The sequence below is a fragment of the Novosphingobium bradum genome (genome assembly GCF_042646485.1).
GTDB classification, from domain to species: Bacteria; Pseudomonadota; Alphaproteobacteria; order Sphingomonadales; family Sphingomonadaceae; genus Novosphingobium; species Novosphingobium bradum.
Map to the genome: position 1 here is coordinate 45,046 of NZ_JBHRTQ010000007.1, position 20,968 is coordinate 66,013.

General features: G+C 69.2%; 23 protein-coding genes. 5 read left to right on the plus strand and 18 right to left on the minus strand.

Annotated elements, in window-relative coordinates:
• Window positions 1-36 precede the first annotated feature (36 nt).
• Window positions 37-1,500 (plus strand): DHA2 family efflux MFS transporter permease subunit, encoded by a 1,464-nt coding sequence (locus ACFOD9_RS06115; protein WP_379509208.1) that lies wholly within the window; start codon window positions 37-39, stop codon window positions 1,498-1,500.
• A 16-nt stretch (window positions 1,501-1,516) separates the two neighbouring features.
• Here ACFOD9_RS06115 and ACFOD9_RS06120 read toward each other — a convergent pair whose 3' ends face one another.
• Genes ACFOD9_RS06120 through mgtE form a run of 3 tightly spaced genes read right to left on the minus strand, consistent with a single transcriptional unit; the run spans window position 1,517 to window position 3,798 of the window.
• On the minus strand, window positions 1,517-1,891 hold the full coding sequence (locus tag ACFOD9_RS06120; RefSeq protein WP_379509209.1) for a winged helix-turn-helix domain-containing protein: 375 nt from the start codon (window positions 1,889-1,891) through the stop codon (window positions 1,517-1,519).
• A gap of 43 nt (window positions 1,892-1,934) precedes the next feature.
• Complete coding sequence (locus tag ACFOD9_RS06125; protein WP_379509210.1) at window positions 1,935-2,327, minus strand: DUF1489 family protein; 393 nt, start codon at window positions 2,325-2,327, stop codon at window positions 1,935-1,937.
• A 10-nt stretch (window positions 2,328-2,337) separates the two neighbouring features.
• Window positions 2,338-3,798 carry a magnesium transporter gene (gene mgtE, locus ACFOD9_RS06130; protein WP_379509211.1) on the minus strand — a complete coding sequence of 487 codons (1,461 nt, stop codon included), beginning with the start codon at window positions 3,796-3,798 and terminating at the stop codon, window positions 2,338-2,340.
• A gap of 146 nt (window positions 3,799-3,944) precedes the next feature.
• Between mgtE and ACFOD9_RS06135 the strand changes: the two genes are divergently transcribed.
• Complete coding sequence (locus ACFOD9_RS06135; RefSeq protein ID WP_379509212.1) at window positions 3,945-4,415, plus strand: peptidylprolyl isomerase; 471 nt, start codon at window positions 3,945-3,947, stop codon at window positions 4,413-4,415.
• Between the two features lie 115 nt (window positions 4,416-4,530).
• Here ACFOD9_RS06135 and ACFOD9_RS06140 read toward each other — a convergent pair whose 3' ends face one another.
• The 13 genes from ACFOD9_RS06140 to ACFOD9_RS06200 form a co-directional block, all read right to left on the minus strand.
• Window positions 4,531-4,845 carry a PilZ domain-containing protein gene (locus ACFOD9_RS06140; protein ID WP_379509213.1) on the minus strand — a complete coding sequence of 105 codons (315 nt, stop codon included), beginning with the start codon at window positions 4,843-4,845 and terminating at the stop codon, window positions 4,531-4,533.
• A 60-nt stretch (window positions 4,846-4,905) separates the two neighbouring features.
• Entirely contained in the window at window positions 4,906-5,784 is an 879-nt protein-coding gene (locus ACFOD9_RS06145) for a LysR substrate-binding domain-containing protein (RefSeq protein WP_379509214.1), read from the minus strand.
• A gap of 75 nt (window positions 5,785-5,859) precedes the next feature.
• Window positions 5,860-6,783: a hemolysin family protein gene (locus tag ACFOD9_RS06150; protein WP_379509215.1), complete on the minus strand. Its 924-nt coding sequence runs from the start codon at window positions 6,781-6,783 to the stop codon at window positions 5,860-5,862.
• A gap of 57 nt (window positions 6,784-6,840) precedes the next feature.
• Window positions 6,841-7,326, minus strand: coding sequence for an rRNA maturation RNase YbeY (gene ybeY, locus ACFOD9_RS06155; protein ID WP_379509948.1), 486 nt, complete (start codon window positions 7,324-7,326; stop codon window positions 6,841-6,843).
• Window positions 7,327-7,380: 54 nt separating this feature from the next.
• Complete coding sequence (locus tag ACFOD9_RS06160) at window positions 7,381-7,638, minus strand: antibiotic biosynthesis monooxygenase (protein WP_379509216.1); 258 nt, start codon at window positions 7,636-7,638, stop codon at window positions 7,381-7,383.
• Window positions 7,639-7,694: 56 nt separating this feature from the next.
• Window positions 7,695-8,732, minus strand: coding sequence for a PhoH family protein (locus ACFOD9_RS06165; protein WP_379509217.1), 1,038 nt, complete (start codon window positions 8,730-8,732; stop codon window positions 7,695-7,697).
• A 117-nt stretch (window positions 8,733-8,849) separates the two neighbouring features.
• Complete coding sequence (gene miaB / locus ACFOD9_RS06170) at window positions 8,850-10,184, minus strand: tRNA (N6-isopentenyl adenosine(37)-C2)-methylthiotransferase MiaB (protein WP_379509218.1); 1,335 nt, start codon at window positions 10,182-10,184, stop codon at window positions 8,850-8,852.
• A gap of 117 nt (window positions 10,185-10,301) precedes the next feature.
• Window positions 10,302-11,201, minus strand: coding sequence for a lysophospholipid acyltransferase family protein (locus tag ACFOD9_RS06175; protein ID WP_379509219.1), 900 nt, complete (start codon window positions 11,199-11,201; stop codon window positions 10,302-10,304).
• Between the two features lie 49 nt (window positions 11,202-11,250).
• Window positions 11,251-11,694 carry a Fur family transcriptional regulator gene (locus ACFOD9_RS06180; protein ID WP_379509220.1) on the minus strand — a complete coding sequence of 148 codons (444 nt, stop codon included), beginning with the start codon at window positions 11,692-11,694 and terminating at the stop codon, window positions 11,251-11,253.
• 156 nt (window positions 11,695-11,850) lie between these two features.
• The gene (locus tag ACFOD9_RS06185) at window positions 11,851-12,297 is read right to left on the minus strand and encodes a MucR family transcriptional regulator (RefSeq protein ID WP_379509221.1); all 447 of its coding nucleotides are present in this window, start codon (window positions 12,295-12,297) and stop codon (window positions 11,851-11,853) included.
• Between the two features lie 169 nt (window positions 12,298-12,466).
• Window positions 12,467-12,904, minus strand: coding sequence for a GNAT family N-acetyltransferase (locus ACFOD9_RS06190; RefSeq protein WP_379509222.1), 438 nt, complete (start codon window positions 12,902-12,904; stop codon window positions 12,467-12,469).
• A 38-nt stretch (window positions 12,905-12,942) separates the two neighbouring features.
• Window positions 12,943-13,617: a tRNA (adenosine(37)-N6)-threonylcarbamoyltransferase complex dimerization subunit type 1 TsaB gene (tsaB, locus tag ACFOD9_RS06195; protein WP_379509223.1), complete on the minus strand. Its 675-nt coding sequence runs from the start codon at window positions 13,615-13,617 to the stop codon at window positions 12,943-12,945.
• An 11-nt stretch (window positions 13,618-13,628) separates the two neighbouring features.
• The gene (locus tag ACFOD9_RS06200) at window positions 13,629-14,207 is read right to left on the minus strand and encodes a NifU family protein (protein WP_379509224.1); all 579 of its coding nucleotides are present in this window, start codon (window positions 14,205-14,207) and stop codon (window positions 13,629-13,631) included.
• A gap of 128 nt (window positions 14,208-14,335) precedes the next feature.
• Between ACFOD9_RS06200 and ACFOD9_RS06205 the strand changes: the two genes are divergently transcribed.
• Window positions 14,336-17,317, plus strand: a complete 2,982-nt coding sequence (locus tag ACFOD9_RS06205; protein WP_379509225.1) for a M16 family metallopeptidase — start codon at window positions 14,336-14,338, stop codon at window positions 17,315-17,317.
• Between the two features lie 194 nt (window positions 17,318-17,511).
• Here ACFOD9_RS06205 and ACFOD9_RS06210 read toward each other — a convergent pair whose 3' ends face one another.
• Window positions 17,512-18,147, minus strand: a complete 636-nt coding sequence (locus tag ACFOD9_RS06210; RefSeq protein ID WP_379509226.1) for a hypothetical protein — start codon at window positions 18,145-18,147, stop codon at window positions 17,512-17,514.
• Window positions 18,144-18,914, minus strand: coding sequence for a competence/damage-inducible protein A (locus ACFOD9_RS06215; protein WP_379509227.1), 771 nt, complete (start codon window positions 18,912-18,914; stop codon window positions 18,144-18,146). Before ACFOD9_RS06215 ends, ACFOD9_RS06210 begins: the two co-directional genes overlap by 4 nt.
• 138 nt (window positions 18,915-19,052) lie before the next feature.
• Between ACFOD9_RS06215 and ACFOD9_RS06220 the strand changes: the two genes are divergently transcribed.
• Window positions 19,053-20,024 (plus strand): magnesium and cobalt transport protein CorA, encoded by a 972-nt coding sequence (locus ACFOD9_RS06220; RefSeq protein ID WP_379509228.1) that lies wholly within the window; start codon window positions 19,053-19,055, stop codon window positions 20,022-20,024.
• Between the two features lie 15 nt (window positions 20,025-20,039).
• Window positions 20,040-20,963, plus strand: a complete 924-nt coding sequence (locus tag ACFOD9_RS06225) for a cation diffusion facilitator family transporter (protein ID WP_379509229.1) — start codon at window positions 20,040-20,042, stop codon at window positions 20,961-20,963.
• Window positions 20,964-20,968: the final 5 nt, after the last annotated feature.

Consider the following 20,968-nt stretch of genomic DNA (forward strand, 5'->3'; position numbering starts at 1 on the left):
CTGTCCAGCCGCGCCCAGGTCGTGGCCGGGATGGTCATGGCGCTGAGCAATTTCATGGTCATCCTCGACCTGACGGTGGCCAATGTCTCGCTGCCGCACATTTCCGGCGATCTCGGGATCACGCTTGACCAGGGCGCCTGGGTCATCACCTCCTATGCCGTGGCCGAGGCGATCTGCGTGCCGCTGACCGGCTGGCTGGCCGCGCGGTTCGGCACGGTGCGCGTGTTCATCGTGGCCATGCTGGCCTTCGGCGCTTTCTCGCTGGTCTGCGGCCTGTCGCGCAGCCTCGGGGTGCTGGTCATGGCGCGGATCGGCCAGGGGCTGTGCGGCGCGCCGATCATGCCGATAACCCAGGCACTGATGCTGCGGGTGTTCCCGCCCGAACGGCGGGCCAAGGCCATGGTCGGCTGGTCGATGACCGTCCTGCTCGGCCCAGCGCTGGGGCCGATCGTGGGCGGCTACATCTCCGACAATTTCTCGTGGCAGTGGATCTTCCTGATCAACGTGCCGATCGCGATCGGATGCACCGTGGTGGGCGGGATGGTCCTGCGGCCGGTGGAAACGCGGACCGAGCGGATGCCGATCGACGCGGTTGGCCTGGGCCTCCTGGTGTTCTGGATCGGCTGCCTCCAGATCATGCTCGACATCGGCCGCGATCATGACTGGTTCGGGGACTGGAGGATCGTTGCCCTGGCGGTGGGCGCGGGCATCGGCTTCGTTGCCTTCGTGATCTGGGAGCTGACCGACGACCATCCGATCGTCGACCTGCGGATCTTCCGGCATCGCGGCTTTGCCGTGGGGGTCGTGGCCCTGGCCGTGATGTTCGGCGCCTATTTCAGCAGCGTGGTGGTCTTGCCGCAATGGCTGCAGTCCAGCCAGGGCTATTCGGCCCAGACCGCGGGCCTGGTCACCGCCTGGACCGCGATGACCTCGATCCTGACCGCCGTGTTCATGCCCCGGATTGTCGACAAGGTGGACCTGCGCCTGCTCATTTCGATCGGCACGGTCTGGTTCGTGATCCAGTGCTTCAACCGCTCCGGCTGGGTCACGGGCATGGATTTCTGGTCGCTGTCGCGCCCGCAGATCATCCAGGGCTTCGGGATGTCGTTCTTCATCATGCCGCTTACCCAGATGGCGCTGGGCGCGGTGGAGCCGCGCGAAGTGGCCGCGGCGGCCGGCCTGCAGAACTTCCTGCGGACCATCGCGGTCGCCGTTGCGACCTCGCTGATCCTGACCGACTGGGGCAACGAGCAGCGGATCAAGCACAACGGCTTTGCCGATACGCTCAATCCCGATGCCACGGTGCATACCCTGTCGGGCGTGGGCTTCAGCCCGGAGATGGTGCGCGGCTATGTCAACAACCTGGTCGACGAGCAGGCGCTGACCCTGGCGATGGACCATACCTTCATGCTGTCGGGCATTGCCGGGCTGCTTGCGCTGGGGCTGGTGTGGCTGGCGCCGCGGCCCCGGCCGCTTGTCGCCATGCAGGCTGGCCACTGACCCGGCGACCGGCGGCCTAGCCTTCGCGCGGGCTGTCGCGCAGGGCACCGGCCAGCGCGGCCCAGTCGGCCCCGTGCGCGGCGTGCGCGGCGGCCTGCTGCAAGCCGCGATAGTGGGCAAGGATGCGGCGGCCGCTCTCGGTCAGGGCCGCGCCGCTGCCTGGCGCGCCGCCGGGCCGGGTGGCCACCAGCGGCTGGTCCCAGCAGCGGTTCATCGTATCGACCAGCAGCCAGGCCCGGCGATAGCTCATGCCCAGCAGGCGCCCGGCGGCCGAGATCGAGCCGGTGCGGTCGATCGCCTCGAGCAGGTCGGCCTTGCCCGGACCCATGGCGATCTGTGCGCCGCAATAGACCTGGAGCTTGAGCTTGAGCTGCGGGGGCAGGGTGGTCATCGGTTCAGTCTAGGCGAGCCGGGCGGCCGAGGACAAGCCGCGCTCAGAGGAGGCCGAGCTTGCCCAGTTCATGAGCGAGATGGCCGGGGATGACCGCGCCGGCCTCGCCCTCGGCCAGGTCCGCCGGGACATCGGCCTGTTCGAGATAGCGCCAGCCCTGGTGGGCGCGGCGGGGCCTGGGGTGCACGTCGATAAGCGTGCCGGAAATGACGATGGCCGTGCGCCCGCCCTCGCTTTCCTCGAAGCCGAGGATCTCGGAGCGGGCGACCAGCTGGTGCTTGAGAATCCAGTAGACCGAGCCGCCGATCATCTCGGCATGGCGCTTGGGAAGGTAGCGGGTGGTCAGCAGGTGGGTCTCGCCGCGGCTTGCGAACCAGCCATGGACCTCCTCCAGCGACTTGGCGCCGAAGGCGACCTTGGTCATGTTGAGCGGCATCCGGCCCGCCTCAGGCGCTGAGCTTGAACAGGTCGGCCAGGCCGAGGAAGAAGAAGAAACCCAGCGTATCGGTCATCGTGGTGACGAAGACCGTGGAGGTGACCGCCGGATCGATCCGCATCCGGTTGAGCGTCACCGGGATCAGGACGCCGGACAGGCCGGCGTTGAGGCTGTTGAGGATCATCGCCAGCAGCAGGACGAAGCTGAGCCACCAGTCACCATAGACCACCTGGCAGCCGATCGCCATCAGCAGGCCCAGGCCCAGGCCATTGGCCGAGGCGATCCACCATTCGCGCCCGATCATGCGCCAGGTGTTGGAACTGGTGAGCTGGTTGGTGGCCAGCGCGCGCACGGTCACGGTCATGGTCTGGGTGGCGGCATTGCCGCCCATGCCGGTGACGATCGGCATCAGCACGGCCAGAGTGACCAGGCGGGTGATCGTGCCCTCGAAGGCGGCGACCACGCCCGAGGCGAGGATCGCTGTGCCCAGGTTGATGAACAGCCACCACAGGCGGGTGCGGATCGTGGCCGGCAGTGGTTCGTTGATGTCGCCATCGCCGGCGCCCGAAAGCAGCAGCGCGTCCTCGCCGGCTTCTTCCTGGATGATGTGGACGATGTCGTCGACCGTGATCTGACCGACCAGCCGCCCGGCATCATCGACCACCGCGGCCGAGATCAGCGCGTATTTCTGGAAGCGCAGGGCGACCTCTTCCTGGTCCATCGCCACCGGGATCAGGGTCTGGTCGCGCTTCATCACGTCGGCCAGCGCCACGTCGCGCGGGGCGCGCAGGATCCACGAGAGCGCGCAGGTGCCCACCGGGTGGTGGCCCTGGTCGACCACGAAGACTTCCCAGAATTCGGTCGGCAGGTCGTGGTCGCGGCGCAGGTAGTCGATCAGGTCGCCCACGCGCATGAATTCGGGCGCCGCGATGAAATCGCGGCTCATGATGCGGCCGGCGCTCTCCTCGGGGAAGGACAGCGCGCTTTCGATCGCCGCGCGGTCTTCCGGGTCAAGCTCGGCGAGGACGGCCTGCTGGTCTTCCTCGTCGAGGTCTTCCAGCATCGCCACCGCGTCGTCGGTCTCGAGCTGTTCGGCGATGAGCGCGATGTCTTCGGCCGGCAGGTCCTCGACCAGTGCCTCGCGGACGTGATCGTTGAGCTCGGCGATCACGTCGGCGCTGAGCAGGTCGGTGATCGCGCGGGCCAGCAGCGGGCGCTCGTCGCCGTCGAGCAGTTCGAACAGGTCGGCGATGTCGGCCGGGTGGAGCGGTTCGACCAGATCGTAGACCTGGTCGCGCTCGCCCTCGTCCAGTGCGTCGCGGACCCGGCGCACGAAGTCTGATTTCAGGCGGTTTTCACCATCGAGCCGGTCGGACTCGCCGGTCCGCTCGGAGGTTTCGCGCAAGGGTTCCGTGCCCGCAACGGCGGTGGCCTGCTCCAGCAGTTCGGGGGCGCGATCCTCGACGGTCATCGGCCCGGTCTATTGCCCTCGTTCGCAATTGCAACCGCGCCTTGCCCTTGCGAAGGCGATTGTGCGCGCGGCGCGTGACTTTGTCCCCCGCCGGCCTATATCGGCCCCGGATGACGACCAACGCCAAGACCCAAGGAGACCGCCCGATGGCCGACGAATTCCTCACCCTCACCCTCGATGCCGGCAATGGCCAGGGTGGCGATGTCAAGATCAAGCTGCGCCCCGACCTTGCCCCCGGCCACGTCGCCCGGATCAAGGAACTGGTGGGCGAAGGCTTCTACGACGGGATCAAGTTCCACCGCGTGATCCCCGGCTTCATGGCCCAGGGCGGCTGCCCGCAGGGCACCGGCACCGGCGGTTCGGACAAGCCCGACCTCCAGGCCGAATTCAACGCCGAGCCGCACGTGCGCGGCGTCTGCTCGATGGCCCGCACCTCCTATCCGCACTCGGCCAACAGCCAGTTCTTCATCTGCTTCGACGATGCGACCTTCCTCGATCGCCAGTACACCGTCTGGGGCCAGGTGGTCGAAGGCATGGAACACGTCGACGCCCTGCCCAAGGGCGAGCCGCCGCGCGAGCCGGGCAAGATCGTCAAGGCCGCCGTGTCGGAAGGCTGAAGCCTGTCGCCACGACGGACAGACAGGAGGGGGCGGAGCGATCCGCCCCCTTTTTCGTGGGCGCGCTGGTTGCCACGGGTTCGCGGGGCTCAGGTGGCGGCTTGAGGGGGCGGGATCAGGGGGCGAGCAGGCCCGCCGCCGGGGCTTCGTGCGAGCCGGGATCGAATTCCACGCCGAAGGCCTTGCCCTCGGCCCAGCGCACCACGCCCCACAGGCTGCTGCCATCGGGCAGGGCGACCGTGATCACCTCGCCGGCGGGCGGCGGGCTGCCTTGCGCGATGGCGCTCATTCCCTGGGGCGAGACATCGCGGGCGATCGCATCGAGCGCGGCGCCGGTGCCGCCGGCCACCTGCACGCGAACGGTCAGCTTGCGGCGGCGGGCGCGGAACACCGGCGTGGCGGTGAACAGGGACTTGTCGACAAGGGTCATCGCCCGATCGTGGCGCGGTTCCGCCCAAGGCTTTGCCAAGGGGCGCCTAAGGATTCGCCCTTATAGCCCGGCCTTGACCAGCCAATCGTGGAACAAGCGCACCGGCCGGGTTTCCAGCGCGCGGGGCTTGCACACGAACCAGTAGGAATAGGGGCTTTCGACCTCGAAATCATAGAGCCGGGCCAGCCGCTCGTCGCCCGAGCGGGTGAAGTGGTCATCGTGCATGATCGCGATGCCCAGGCCATTGGCCGCCGCTTCCAGCATCAGCTGGCCCGAATCGAACTGGTCCACCGCCGCCGGGGTGAAATCGCCGATCCCGGTCGCCGCCTTCCAGGCCACGAAACTGTCGGGCAGGTCATGGTGGATGAGGAAGGTCTGCTTCGACAGCTTGCCGAGATCGGGCACCGGCCCCAGTTCCTCGGCCACGGTGCGCGAGGTGATCGCATAGACCCGGTTGTGATCGAGCCGCACCGCGTAGAGCGAGGGATCGGGCGCCTTTGAAAGGAGGATCGCGGCATCGAGGCTATCACCCACCCGGGCTTCCTGGTGGGGGCTGGTATCGATATCGATGTGCAGGCGCGGATGCAGCTTGCGGAGTTCGGCCAGGCGCGGGAACAGCCGCTGGCTGCCGAACAGCGGCATGACGCCGAGATGCAGGCGCAGGACCTGCCCGGTATCGACCAGGCTTTCGACCGCCTCGGCCAGTTCGTCGAGCCTGGGGCTGACCGCATCGAAGAAGGCCTGCCCGTCCTCGGTCAGTCGCATGGCCTGGTGCTGGCGGTGGAACAGCTTCTTGCCGGTGAAATCCTCCAGCGCCTGGACCCGGCGCGAGAGCGCCGAGGGGCTCAGGCCCAGCTCGGCCGCCGCGGCCTTGGCCGAACCGAGGCGGACGACCCGCACGAAGGCTTCGAGCGCACGGAGGGGCGGCAGGCGGCGCATGGACAGAGGGCTTACTCGCTGGGGAGGGGCGGGGAAGGGCGGATTTCGGGCGAACAGGATCGGGGCGGGCTGGTTTCAGGCTGGTTGCGGTTCCGGTGCGCCCGGCGGATGCAGGCGCAGGCGGGTGACATGGCGTTCGTTACCCGCAGTGACCTCGAGTTTCCAGCCGCTTGAATGGGCCAGGCGGGCGCCGACCGGCGGAACCTGGCCGGCAAGCAGGAAGGCCAGCCCGCCAATGGTGTCGATATCTTCCTCGACCTCGGCAAGGCGCGGATCGATCCGCTCGCCCACATCGTCAAGCTCGGCGCGGGCATCGGCTTCCCAGGTGCCGTCATCCAGCGCCACCAGCAGGTCGGTCGGCGCGTCGTCGTGCTCGTCCTCGATCTCGCCGACGATTTCCTCGACCAGGTCCTCGATCGTGATGATCCCGTCTGTGCCCGAATATTCGTCGATCACGACCGCCAGGTGAACGCGGCTGGCGCGCATATCGGCCAGCACGTCGAGCGCGCCGCGCGCCTGGGGCACGAACAGCGGCTGGCGCATCAGCACGGTCCAGTCGCGCGGGGGCGCCTTGGCTCCGCCGCGGCCGGCGACAAGGAAGGGGAACACGTCCTTGAGGTGCATCATCCCCACGATCTCGTCGAGCGAATCGCGGTAGACCGGCATCCGGCTGTGGCCGTGTTCGGCAAACATGGCGACCAGCTCCTCCCACGAGGCCGAGGCCGGGACGGCGACGATCTCGCCGCGCGGGATCGCCACGTCATCGGCATCGTGTTCGCTGAAGTGGAGCAGGTTGCGGACCATCTGGCGTTCGAGCGGGGAAAGATCGCCCGCCGCCGCGTCGTCCTCGCCCTCGTGCTCGTCGATCGCTTCTTCGAGCGCGGCGCGCAGCGACTGGTCATGCTCGCCCGTCCACAGCCGGCGCAGGCCCTTCCACAGGCTGCGTCTACTGTCCGCCTCTGAGCCGGCGCCATCGCCGTTGCGGCCATGTTCGGCCATCGGGTTCGCTATCCTTGTGTCTGCCCCGCGCCCCAAGGTGCCTCGGGGCGGGCTGTTTCAGGCTTGATATGGGTCCGGCAGGCCCATCTTCGCAAGCGCCTTTGTTTCGAGCGCTTCCATCGCCTCGGCCTCGGCCTCGCCCAGCTCGTGATTGTGGCCGGCGAGATGGAGCAGGCCGTGGACGATCAGGTGGGCGGCATGGGCCTCCACCGCGATGCCCTTGTCGGCCGCTTCGCGCGCGCAGGTTTCCCAGGCAAGGGCGAGATCGCCGAGCATTTCGGGCGCGCCATCGCGCGGCAGGTCCAGCAGTTGCTCGCGCCCGATCATCGGGAAGGAGAGCACGTTGGTCGGCTTGTCCTTGGCCCGCCATTCGCGGTTGAGCACGTGGACCTCGGCATCGCTGGTGAGCAGGACCGAGGCGGACAGGCGCGGGTTCCCCAACTCCGGCGCGACCGCCGCGGCGGCCTGTGCAGCAGCCTCGGCCAGGTCCGCCCAGTCCGTTGCGGTGGGCCAGGGATCCTCGATCTCGATTTCAAGCGACAGCATGGCATCGGGCTAAGCCAGCGCGGCGCCTTCGGCAAGGGCATCGCTTCGCGTTTAGGCGAGGATGCCCGCTTCCAACTGGTTGAGATAGTGGAATTCAGGGGCGCGCACGCCGGCCTTTCGTCGGATTTCAACCAGTTCGGGGGATTCGAAGAACGCCCGGGCCGAGGCAAGATCGGTCCAGCGGGAGAAATGGACCACGCGCGTCGGATCGGTGTCGAACGCCAGCACCTGATAGGCGATCTCGCCGGCTTGGCGACGAATTTCCGCCGCCCCGTCGAAGATCGCCTTCCACGCCGGATAGTCCGCCACCTCGTGGATGATGAGGACATGGGGCGCAAGCGGGGCGGTCGGCGGGGAGGTCAGGATCAGCTATCCTTGCCTTCATAGGCTTCCACGATCCGCCCGACGATCGGGTGGCGCACCACGTCGGCCGCGTTGAAGCGGACCACCGAGATGCCATCCACCCCTTCGAGCCGCTTCACCGCGTCGGCCAGGCCGCTGAAACTGTCGCCCCCGGGAATGTCGACCTGGCGCGGATCGCCGCAGACCACCATCCGGCTGTTCTGGCCGAAGCGGGTGAGAAACATCTTCATCTGGGCGGGCGTGGTGTTCTGCGCTTCATCAAGGATCACGAAGGCATCGGCCAGCGTGCGGCCGCGCATGAAGGCGATCGGCGCCACCTCGATCTCGCCGCTCGCCATGCGCCGTTCCACCTGTTCGGGCGGCATACAATCATAGAGGGCATCGTAGAGCGGGCGGAGATAGGGATCGACCTTCTCCTTCATGTCGCCGGGCAGGAAGCCCAGCCGCTCGCCCGCTTCCACCGCCGGGCGCGAGAGGATCAGGCGCTGGACCGAGCCGCTCATCAGCTGCGAAACGGCCTGGGCCACGGCGACATAGGTCTTGCCGGTGCCGGCCGGGCCGAGCGCGAAGATCACGTCGTCCCGGGCGAGCGAGCGCATATAGTCGATCTGGGTGGCCGAGCGCGGCACGATGGTCTTGCGGCGGGTGCGGATCATGATCGGGGGCGCATCGGTGCCGCCGGTGATGATGCCTTCGAGCGTCGGCTCGTTCGACATGGCGATGAGCGATTCGACCGCGCCGGCGTCGATCTCCTGCCCGCTCATGATCCTTTGGTGCATCCCCTTGAGGACGTCGCGGGCGCGGGCCACGGCATCCTCGCCGCCTTCGATCTGGATGCGGTTGCCGCGGGCGGCGATATAGACCCCCAGCCGGTTCTCGATCAGCACGAGGTTGGAATCGAACTGCCCGAACAGGGCGCCCAGCACGGTGGGCTCGTCGAATTCCAGTTCAGCCCTGGCGCGCCGCGGGCTTTCCCGGCGGGCATCAGACGACCACGGATGCGCCATCCCCTCGGAGGCGCGAGCGGTTTTGCGGGCCATAAGGTGCTGAGGGCGCTCCTTTCATGCGGGCCGCCGGATGGCGAGTCCCGACAGGAAAGATAGGCCGGTGCGCCCCGCAAACAAGCCACGCTGCGATGCGGCGATGTGGAAAAGATCTCAGGCCGTCGCCGTTGCCACCAGCCGCCCGCTGAGCGAATTCGGCCCGGCCTCCACCATGTCGACCTCGACCAGATCGCCGATCGCCGCCTCGCCCGCGAAATGGACTGATTGCAGCCAGGGGGACTTGCCCAGCCACTGCCCGTCGTGCCGGCCCTTGCGTTCGACCAGAACCTGGCAGCGCCGGCCGACCGAGGCCTGGTTGAAGGCCTGCTGGCTGGCATTCAGCGCGGCCTGGAGGCGCTGGAGGCGCTCGTCCATCACCTCGGGGGCAACCTGGCCGTCCATCGTGGCGGCCGGGGTGCCGGGGCGCGGGCTGTACTTGAAGCTGAAGCACTGGGCATAGCCAACCGCTGCCACGAGCGACAGCGTCTCGGCGAAATCCTCCTCCGTCTCGCCGGGGAAGCCGACGATGAAATCGCCGGACAGGGCGATGTCGGGCCGCGCGGCGCGCACGCGATCGAGGATCTCCAGATAGGATTGCGCGGTGTGCGAGCGGTTCATTGCCTTGAGGATGCGGTTGCTGCCCGCTTGCACCGGCAGGTGGAGGAAGGGCATCAGCTTGGCCACTTCGCCGTGGGCGGCGATCAGGCCCTCGGTCATGTCGTTGGGGTGGCTGGTGGTGTAGCGGATGCGCGCCAGGTCGGGGTTCTCGGCAAGGTGGCGCACCAGCCCGTCAAGGCCGACCGCGCGGCCCTGGCCATCCTCGCCCGTCCAGGCGTTGACGTTCTGGCCGATCAGGGTCAGTTCCTTGGCGCCGGCTTCGACCAGCCTCTCCGCTTCCGCCACGATCGCGCTGAACGGGCGGGATATTTCCGCGCCGCGGGTATAGGGCACCACGCAATAGGTGCAGAACTTGTCGCAGCCTTCCTGCACGGTGAGGAAGGCGCTGGGGCCAACCTTGCGGCGCGCGGGCAGGGCGTCGAACTTGGCCTGGGCCGGCATATCTGTATCGACCGCGCGGCGTCCGGCACTGGCCTCCGCGATCATCTCGGGGAGGCGGTGATAGGCCTGGGGGCCAACCACCATCTTCACGGCGGGCGCGCGGGCCATGATCTCCTCGCCCTCGGCCTGGGCGACGCAGCCGGCCACCGCGATCAGCGGGCTGGAGCCATCCTCGCGCTTGAGGCGGCCGATGTCGGAATAGACCTTTTCCGCCGCCTTCTCGCGGATGTGGCAGGTGTTGAGGACGACGAGATCGGCCTCTTCGCCTTCGGGCGCGGGGGCGATGCCCTGGGCGCCGAGCAGTTCGGCCATGCGTTCGCCGTCATAGACGTTCATCTGGCAGCCGAAGCTCTTGACGCGGTAGGTCTTGGGGGCGGGGGTGGTGGCCATGGGGGGCGCCCATAGGCGATTTCGGGCGGCTGTTCGAGTCTCGATGCGGCGGGCGCGGTGCGCGGCGCTGCCTGCCCACTGGCTGGCCTGTCACCTGGCGCTGGCGCTGGCGCGGGTTCAGTCCTCGCCCGCGGCGCGGTCGTGGGCTTCGGCGGGCGGGACGTAGCGCACCGCCTCGACCGGCAGGGCGAAGGGGCGCGGGGGCCGGCCCAGGGCCAGTTCGAGTGCCGCCTCGATCCGCGCGCGGGCTTCGGCGGCGATCGCCTTGCGCCCGGCGTGGCCATCGGGCGAAAAGGGCTCGAGAAAGTGGATGGCGACCGGGAAGGAGCCTGGCCGGGCCAGCAGGCGCAGGGCATTGGCCAGGCCCGGCTCGTCGCCCACCCAGCCGATGATCGGGGCCATCGGGCCATAGTCGATCAGCACCGGCTGGACCAAGATCCCCGGCGGAGCTGGTTCGAGCACCTTGAGCATCGCGGTCTTGAAGGGGAGCAGCGACTGTCCGTCGGTGGTCGTGCCTTCGGGGAAGATCGCCACGGCGTGATTGTCGGCCAGCGCCTCGCTCAGGGCGTTGATCTGGGCGGCCACGCCGAGGCGCGCCTCGCGCTGGACGAAAACCGTGTGGTTGAGCCGCGCCAGCCAGCCGACCACCGGCACGCGGGCCACCTCGGCCTTGGCGACGAACGCCGTCCCGCTGGCCCCCGCAAGTGCCGGGATATCCAGCCACGAGACGTGGTTGGCCAGCAGGAACGCGTCGCGCCGCAGCGGGGTGCCGACCACCCGCACCCGCGCGCCCACGATCCTGGCGATCGCCCGCAGGACAAGGCGCGGCATCGGCGAATGGCGCGAGACCGCGCGGCACAGGTAATGCAGCGGCAGGCTGGCGAGCACGACCAGGATGATGAGCGCGAGGCGCCCCTGGATCCGCAGGCTTTCCGCCAGGCCGATCCGCGTCGCCCTGACCGGCGTCGCAGGGCCGGAGCCGGACTGGACGGAACCGGATTGACCGGAACTGGCCAAAGCGGGTGGGGCCGGTGCAGGGGTGGGCGGCGGCGTCAGCGCGGCCGGATCAGGTGTCGGTGTCACCTTCGGCCTTTTCGGCGCCGATGCGGACCCCGAACAGTTCCATCCGGTGATCGACCAGGCGATAGCCAAGGCGTTCGGCGATCTGGCGCTGGAGCGCTTCCAGTTCGGGATCGACGAATTCCATCACCCGCCCGGTCTCCACGTCGATCATGTGATCGTGATGGGCTTCGGGAGCGGCTTCATAGCGGGCGCGGCCATCGCCGAAATCGTGGCGATCGAGGATGCCGGCCTCCTCGAACAGGCGCACGGTGCGATAGACCGTGGCGATCGAGATGCCCGGATCGATCGCGGCCGCGCGTTCATGCAGCTTGTCGACGTCGGGGTGATCCTCGCTCTCGGACAGGACCTGGGCGATCACCCGGCGCTGGTCCGTGATCCTGAGGCCGCGTTCGGCGCAGAGCGCTTCGATGTCGATGGGTTGGTGCACGTGTCGTCCGTCGCAGGGCAGTCAGGGAAATACCACGCCGCAGCCGGGTGCCGGACGTGAAAAAGGCCTCGCCGATATGGACCGGACGAGGCCTTTTCGCAACCGCGCAAGCGGTGTCTGCCGGACCAGCCCCGAGGCCGGTCCGGTTATCCCGGTTCAGGCCGGGGTCTTGGCGCGACCACGGGCCGCCTTGGCGCCGGGCTTGCGGCCGAGGCCGATCTTCTTGGCCAGTTCGCGGCGCTTCTCGGCATAGTCGGGCGCGACCATCGGGTAGTCGGCCGGAAGGTTCCAGCGGCTGCGATACTGTTCGGGCGTCATGTTGTAATGGGTCATCAGGTGACGCTTGAGCATCTTGAGCTTCTTGCCGTCTTCCAGGCAGACGATGTGATCGGACTTGACCGACGAGCGGATCGAGACCGCCGGTTCGGGCGGCGATTCCACAACGGTGGCCGCCTGGCCAAGGCCAGCCAGCGCGCCGTAGACGTTGGTGATGAGCGTGGACAGATCACCCACCGACACGCTGTTGTTGCTGACGTGAGCGGCAACGATGTCGGAAGTAAGCGTGATGAGCGTCTCGTTCATGTCGCTCTGTGCATTTTCCATCGTGGGGGTTCCTTGAATTCGTGCGACCGTTATTCTTGTTGGACGCCGGACAAATTCTTGTCTTGTCCAGCGCTAATCAGCTTTGCTCCCGCTGGTTCCCGGAAACAAGCGCAAAAATGGTATTGGAACCGATTCCGGGCGCGAAATTGGGGTTATTGGTGCCGGAAGGTCAATTCTCGTCGTCACGGGCGAAAGTGATGGCGTCGATCCGGGGGCCACTGAGCGTGCGGTAATAGTTGCGGCGTAGTCCCACCGGGCGGAAACCGTGGCGAAGATACAGCGACTCGGCTTCGTTTCCGCGCCGCATTTCAAGCAGCAGCCGATGCGCGCCCCGCCCATGCGCCGCCGCGGCGAAGCGTTCGAGCAGGCGATGGCCTACCCCGCGCCGCCGAAACCGCGGGGCCACGCCGAACAGCAGCAGTTCTTCTTCGCCAAATCCGCTGCGGGAAAGAGAAAAGCCGGCGATGTCGCGCGCGGGGGCATCGGGCGGCGGTGCCTCGCCATTCTCGCCCGCCAGCAGATAGTGGCAATTGCCCAGGATCAGCGCATCCTCGACCTGGCGGCGGGACCAGGCCTCGCCATATTCCGGATCGAAGGCGGTGTGCATGACCGCCATGATCCGGTCGACATCGTCGCCCGGCAGGCTCACCGGGGCGTGGCTCCGGCGCCCCCGGGCAGTTTCGCATCGGGCGCGCGGCCATAGAGCGGCGCGGTGTCCGCCGTGAGCAGCGCCGGCGGGAGCAGGGCGAAGGCGCGGGCATCGCTCCACAGCGGCAGGGCATGGCCGCTGCCGCGCGCGGCGACCAGCGCCTCGGCCTGGCTCCCGGCGACCAGCGCGGTGCGCGCGGCCAGGGCGGCGGCTTCGGGCCTGAGCGAGGCCAGTGCCCCGGCGGGCAGGCCATCGGCGGTGAATTCCTGGACGAACCATTCGCCATGCCCGCCGGTGGTGGCGACGGTGACTGGCTGGGCGCTGGCCCGGACGCCGGCTTGCGCGCGCGCCTGGGCCGCGATCAGGGCGAGGGTGGGATAGCCGACCAGCTCGGCCCCCCAGGCCAGGGCCAGGGCGCGCGCGGCGGCAAGGCCCACCCGCACGCCAGTGAAGCTGCCCGGCCCGAGCGCCACGGCGATGCGGCCCGCCCGGCCCTTGCCGGGAAGCGCGCCGATCAGCGGCACCAGCGCCTCGGCGTGGCCGCGCCCCATCATCTGCCACGAGCCGGCGATCACCTGGTCGCCCTGGGCACCGGCGCGCACCAGCGCCACCGAGCAGGCCTCGGTCGCGCTGTCGATCACCAGCGTATCGGGGGAGCCCGGCGGCGTCATCCGGCCGCTGGTCAGGCCGCGCGGACTTCGCTGACTTCGGGGACGTAGTGCTTGAGCAGGCTTTCGATGCCGTTCTTCAAGGTCGCCGCGGAAGAGGGGCAGCCCGAACAGGCGCCCTGCATCGAGAGGTAGACCACACCCTCGCGGAAGCCGCGATAGACGATGTCGCCGCCATCGTTGGCGACGGCCGGGCGCACCCGGGTTTCGATGAGGTCGCGGATCTGGGCCACGATCTCGGCATCGGCGGGATCGTCGCCGAAATCGGTGTCGTCCTCCGGGGCCACACTGATCGCGCCGGCGGTCCCTTGCGCGAACAGCGGCGCGCCCGAGACGAAGTGATCGAGCAGCATGGCCACGACCTGCGGCTTGAGCGCGGCCCAGCTCACCCCCGGCGCGGCGGTGACCGAGACGAAATCGCGCCCGAACAACACCCCGGTAACCTCGCCCAGATCGAACAGCGCCTGGGCCAGCGGCGAGGCCTCGGCCGCTTCGGGCGAGGTGAACTCGCGGGTGCCGGCATACATCACTTCCTGCCCGGGCAGGAACTTGAGCGTGGCGGGGTTGGGCGTGGCTTCGGTCTCGATGAACATGATGGGTCCGATATGGGGGTGGGTGGGCACCGGTCAAGCATTACCGGCGAAAGGCGCGCAGGCGCAGGTGCCGTGGCCCGGGGCTATTCACTGGCCCTTCAGGCAGGGCGCCCTTATACCGGCCGGCGATGACCGCCTATGCCCGCGCCGCCCTGTTCGCCCTTCCGCTGCTCGTGCTGGCCGCGCCCGCGCTTGATGCCAGGCCCCGCAAGCCGGCCAGGCCCGCCGCCGCCGCGCCTGTCAGGGCCGCCCTTGCCGGGCCATGGCTCTATCGCGGCAGCGACGTGCCGCAGGACAGGGAATGGGTCTTCGGCGAACTGCCCAATGGCTTGCGCTATGCGGTGCGCCGCAACGGGGTGCCGCCCGGGCAGGTGGCGATCCGCATCCGGGTCGATGCCGGCTCGCTCAACGAGAGCGAGAGCGAGCGCGGCTTTGCCCATTTCCTGGAACACCTGGTCTTCCGCCAGTCGAAATATCTCGGCGATGGCGAGGCGATCCCGGCCTGGCAGCGGCTGGGGGCGACCTTCGGGTCCGATACCAATGCCGAGACCACGCCGACCGGGACCACCTTCAAGATCGACCTGCCCGAGGCGACCGACGCGGGCCTCGACGAATCGATGAAGTATCTGTCGGGCATGGTCGCCGCTCCGACCCTGTCTGACCAGAACATCCGCTCCGACCTGCCGATCGTGCTGGCCGAGATGCGCGAGCGCGGCGGCGCGGCGGCGCGGGCGCAGGATGTCCTGCGCGAGGCGCTCTATGCCGGCCAGCCGCTGGCGACCCGCGCCCCGATCGGCACCGAGGCCTCGCTCACCGCCGCGCGCCAGGATGCGGTGCGCGCCTTCCATGCCCGCTGGTACCGGCCCGAGAACACCGTGGTGGTGCTGGCCGGCGACCGCGATCCGGCCGAGCTGGCCGCGCTGGTGAAGAAGTGGTTTTCCGGCTGGACCGGGCAAGGGCCGCGCGTGCCCGCGCCCAGCTTCGGCGATCCGGTGGCGCCGGCCGATGCGCTTCGCCCCGCCGGGGCCGGCCCCGCTGGCGAAACCCCGATCGGTGCGGCGCGGGTAGCGGTGGAACCCGATCTGCCGCGCTCGATCACTTGGGCCACGCTGCGGCCCTGGCGGCAGGTCAACGATACCGTGGTCTACAACCAGGGCCTGATGATGGACCAGGTGGCCCAGGCGGTGATCAACCGCCGGCTGGAAGCCCGGGCGCGGGCCGGGGGCAGCTATCTGGTGGCCCAGGTCAACCAGCAGGACGTCTCGCGTTCGGCCGACGTGACCTTCGTGGCGATCACCCCGCTGACGGATGACTGGCAGACCGCGGTGAAGGACGTGCGCGCCGTCATCGCCGATGCCCAGGCCAGCGCGCCCAGCCCCGAGGAGATCGCCCGCGAGATCGCCGAAATGGACGTGGCCTTCGCCAGCCAGGTCGAACAGCGCGCCCTGCTGCCCGGCGCGCGGCTGGCCGACGATATCACCACCGCGGTCGATATCCGCGAAACGGTCGCCAATCCCGAGGCCGTGCTGGCGATCTTCCGCCGCACCGTGCCACTGATCACGCCCGAGGCCGTGCTGGAGCATACCCGCGCCCTGTTTGCCGGGGCGGTGACCCGCGCGGTCATGATCACGCCGCGCCAGGATGCCACCGATGCGAACCTGCGCGCCGCGCTGGCCGCGCCGGTCGTCGCCGATGGCACGGCGCGGCTGTCGGCCAAGGCGGTATCCTTCGCCGAGCTGCCGCCGATCGGCGAGCCGGGCAAGGTTTCGGCCGATGTCCAGACCGGGATCGGCGGGATCGAGCAGGTGGAATTCGCCAATGGGGTGAAAGCGCTGATCTGGCCGAGCGCCGACGAGCCGGGGCGGGTCACGGTCAAGGTCCGGTTCGGCGCGGGCTATCGCGCCTTCGCCTCGGGCGATGCGCCCTATATCGCGCTGGGCGAAACGGCGCTGGTGGGTTCGGGCGTCGGGCCGCTGGGGCAGGAGGAGCTGGACCGCATCTCCACCGGCCGCAAGATGGGCTTCGATTTCAAGATCGACGATGCCGATTTCACCTTCTCGGCCGATACCCGGTCGGCGGACCTGGCCGACCAGCTCTACCTGTTCGCCGCCAAGCTGGCCATGCCGCGCTGGGATGCGGCGCCGGTGCTGCGCGCCCGCGCGGCGGCGCGGCTCCAGTACGATGGCCTGGCCACCAGCCCGCAGGGCGTGTTGAGCCGCGATCTCAAGTTCCTCCAGCACAACCGCGATCCGCGCTACCGCACGCCCACCCCGCAGGAGCTGGATGCCGCCACGCCCGAGGGGTTCCGCCAGGTCTGGGCGCCGGTGCTGGCGGCCGGGCCGGTCGAGGTCCAGGTGTTCGGCGATATCGACCGGGCGGCGACCGTGGCGGCGCTGGGCCGCACCTTCGGCGCCTTGCCCCCGCGCGAACCGGCGCCCGCCGTCGCCGCCTCCACCCAGGCCCAGGTTCCGGACGGCGGCGGCGCGCCGGTGGTGATCGCCCATCGCGGCGATGCCAACCAGGCCGCCGCGCTGGTTTCGTGGCCGACCGGCGGGGGCACCGCGGGCCTGCGGACCAGCCGCCAGCTCGAGATCCTCACCAACCTGTTCACCAACCGCCTGCTCGATCGGATGCGCGAGAAGATGGGGGCCAGCTACGCGCCGCAGGTTGTTTCGTCGTGGCCGGTCGATCTCGACAGCGGCGGCTCGATCACCGCGCTGGCCCAGCTCCAGCCGGGCGACGTGCCGATGTTCTTCCAGACGGCGGATGAGATCGCCGCCGACCTCGTCGCCAATCCGCCCACGGCCGACGAACTGGCCCGCGTCACCGAGCCGCTCAAGCAGCAGATCAGCCGCGCGGCGACCTCGAGCGCCTTCTTCATGTACCAGCTGGAGGGGGCCACCGGCGATCCGGGCCGCTTCGCCGCGCTCCGTTCGATCCTGACCGACTATACCGTGACCACGCCCGCCGCGATGCAGGCGCTTGCCGCCCAGTTCCTCCGCAAGAACCGTTCCTGGCGCGTGGCCATCGTGCCGCAGGGGCAGGGACTGGTGGGCAATGGAAGCGCAACCGGGGGCGGAACCGGGATGATGGGAAGGACCGGGCGCTAGAATCCGATGACATGAGATTGAGGCGCCGGTCTCCCCTCCCCATTGGGGAGGGGCTGGGGGTGGGGGTACCGCGGGTGGGGATGCCGCGCAGGCGGGCAACCCCCATCCCAACCCTTCCCCAACGGGGAAGGGCTTTGCGCTTCAACGCAATGTCATCGCGCACCAAAGGCGTTTCCGCTTCCGTGGGGTCGACTCTACCCTCCCAGGTTCGCCCCGGTATAGCATTCCACCAGCAGGGACAGCGGATGCCCGTCGGGCAGGCGCAGCAGGGCGCGGTGCGAGAGGATCACGCCCGGCGGGCATTCCCCCGCGCTGCCGCGCCGGCTTTCGATCAGTTCACGGCGATAGCGAAGCGGGGCGGCGACCTTGCCGAACGGAATCCGGCTGGTCGCCAGGGCGCGGGTCATGTCAGGGGTGAGCCGGGCCGGCGCATACCAGTTGTAGGCTTCCGAGAGCACCACGCCGCCGCAATCCAGCCGCACGTGGCGAAAGCCCAGCGGTTCGTCGGCGCCAAGGCCAAGGGCCAGCCGCGCGGCGCTGGCCAGGGCGGCGGCCTCGTCGCGGTCGGCTCCGGCCGTGATCATGGTTGCGCGGACCTCGGCCTCGGGAGCGATGCCCCGGCGCGCGCACCATTGTTCGAGGGCCGCGGTCGCGCTGGGGTTGGCGGCCAGCACCACTTCGAATTCGGCCAGCGCGGCATCGGCTTCGGGTGCCGGCGAGCGGCTGCTGCTGCGGGCTGGCGCGGGCGGCACCGGCGCGCAGCCGACCAGCGGCGGCGTGGCCAGGGCCAGCATGGCAAAGGCGCCGGCGGGAAGCGCGGCTCGGCTCAAATGCCGCCCCGCACCGGCTCGCGGCCCAGCGTGGCCAGGCCGCTCACCAGATCCTCGGTGCAGGCTTCGAGCTGCGCCAGCTCGACCGAACGGATCACGAAGTTGGCGCCGGTCCGGCCCTCGCGCCAGAACGGGTAGGAGCCGATCTGGCAGGCGGCATGGTCCTGCTCGGTCTGGCGCAGGAGGTCGGCCACCTCGCTTTCGCCCACCCAGCAGCCCACCGTGGCCGAGAGCAGCGGCAATCCGCCTTCCAGCGTGCCCGACAGCCGGTCGAGCATCCCCGCGGTGATGCCCGGCACCCCGGCCATGATGAACACGTTGCCGTGGCGGATACCCGGGGCGCCGGTTATCCGGTTGGGGATCAGTTCGGCGCCTTCGGGCACGCGGGCCATCCGCAGGCGCGCCTCGGTCAGCCCGCCGCGCGTGGCATAGTAGCCTTCCAGGATGGCGCGGGCCTCGGGGTGGACCACCACGCTCACGCCCAGCGCCTCGGCAATGGCATCGACCGTGATGTCATCGTGGGTGGGGCCGATGCCGCCGGTGGTGAACAGATAGTCGTTGCGGGCGCGCAGGGAGTTGACCGCCTCGACGATGGCGGCGGTTTCGTCGGCCACGACCCGCACTTCCTTCAGGCGGATGCCCTGGACCCCAAGCCAGGCGGCGACCTGGGCGATGTTCTTGTCATGGGTGCGGCCGGAGAGGATCTCGTCGCCGATCACGATGAGCGCGGCGGTCCAGATGCGGGACGGGGGCGTGGCCTGGGACATGGAGGGCTGGTTAGGCCGGTCTGCGCCGCCGGGCAAGCATGGCCCTTGGGGACGAAGCGCAGGGTGATCGCAGGCCCGTATGGCGGCCCTCCGCATCGGCGCGTTGCCTTGCGCGCCCGACCCTGCCAGACCACCGCCATGACGATCATCGCCGCGCGCCGCTATCGTGCCGGAACCACCGAGGAAGCCGCCCTCGCGCTTGACGGCGCGCCCCGCACGCCGATGGCCGACGGGTTCGACTGGATCGGCCTGTGCGAGCCCAGCCCGGCCGAGATGGAGCTGGTTCGCACCCAGTTCGGCCTCCACCCGCTGGCCGTGGAGGATGCGCTCAACCCCACCCAGCTCCCCAAGATCGACGTCTACGGCACCCTGCTGTTCATCGTCGCGCGGACCGCCGAACTCGATGTGGGCGACAAGATCGCCTATGGCCAGACCGCGCTGTTCCTTGGTCCCGATTACCTCGTCACGGTGCGCTTCGGCTCCAGCCGCGCCCACCATCCGGTCCGCAACCGGCTGGAAGCCAATGGCGAGCGGTTGGCCGAGGGCGGGGACTATGTGGCCCATGCCATCCTCGATTTCATCGTCGATGGCTTCGTGCCCATTCTCGAACGCTTCGAGGACGCGGTCCAGGCGATGGAGGAGCGGGCGATCGATTCGTTCCCCGAACCCTCCACCATCCGCCGCATCTTCCGCCTGCGCCGCCAGATCCGCCGGTTCGAGCGCCTTGCCGGGCCGATGCACGAGGTGTGCGAGCGCCTTGCGACGACCGACCTGCCCAATATCGATCCGGCCGCCCATATCTGGTTCCGCGACGTGCTCGACCACGTCCGCCGCACCCTGGCGCGGATGAACGGGCTGAAGGAAACCCTCGCCTCCATCGTGGAAACCGCCAGCCTGCTCGAACAGCACCGCCAGGGCGAGATGACCCGCCAGCTCGCCGCCTGGGCCGCGATCCTTGCCGTGCCCACGGCCATCGCCGGGATCTATGGGATGAATTTCGAGTTCATGCCGGAGCTGCACTGGCGCTTCGGCTATTTCGCCGCGATTGGCCTGATCACGGCGGTCTGCGGCGGGCTGTGGTGGCGGTTCCGGCGGATCGGCTGGCTGTGACGGGAGGGTAAGCGCATGGCCGGCGGAAACACGAAGACCATCCTGATCGCGCTGGGCGCGAACGTGGGCATCGCCGCGGCCAAATTCGCCGCCGCCGCGATCACCGGTTCCTCGGCCATGCTGACCGAAGGCGTGCACAGTCTGGTCGATTCCAGCAACCAGCTGCTCCTCCTCCACGGCCGCCGCCGCGCCCTGCGCCCGGCCGATGCCCAGCACCCCTTCGGCTATGGCCGCGAGCTCTATTTCTGGAGCTTCATCGTGGCGATCCTGGTCTTCGCGCTGGGCGCGGGGGTTTCGGTCTACGAGGGCGTGCTGCACATCCTGGAGCCGGAACCGGCCAGCAATCCGTTGGTCGCCTTCGTGGTGCTGGCCATCGCCGCCGGGCTTGAAGGCTGGTCGACGCTCGCCGCCCTGGCCGATTTCAACCGCGCCCGGGGGGATCGCTCGATCTGGGCGGAAATCCGCAAGAGCAAGGATACCTCCACCCTGGTGCTGCTGCTGGAAAATGCCGGCGCCCTGGTCGGCCTGGCGGTGGCGGCCCTCGGGCTGACGCTCAGCCTGGTGACCGGCAATCCGTTCTGGGACGGGCTGGCCTCGGTGCTGATCGGCCTCGTGCTGGGGGTGCTGGCCGTGGTCCTGCTCTATGAGGCGAAGGGGCTGCTGATCGGGGAAAGCGCCGATCCCGCCCTGGTCGCGGCCATCTCGCGCAGCGCCGAGGCCCATCCTGGCGTGGTCAAGGTCCACCGGGTGCTGACCCTGCATCTCGCCCCCGAGATGGTGACCGCGATCATCAGCGCCGATTTCGACGACACGATCAGCGCCCGCGCGGTCGAGCGGATCGTCGCCGCGATCCAGCGCGAGGTCGGGGCGCAGTTCCCGATCGTGACCCGGGTCTTCGTGGAGCCGCGCGATTCGCGCGATCCGCCGCCCCTGCCATGAGCCTG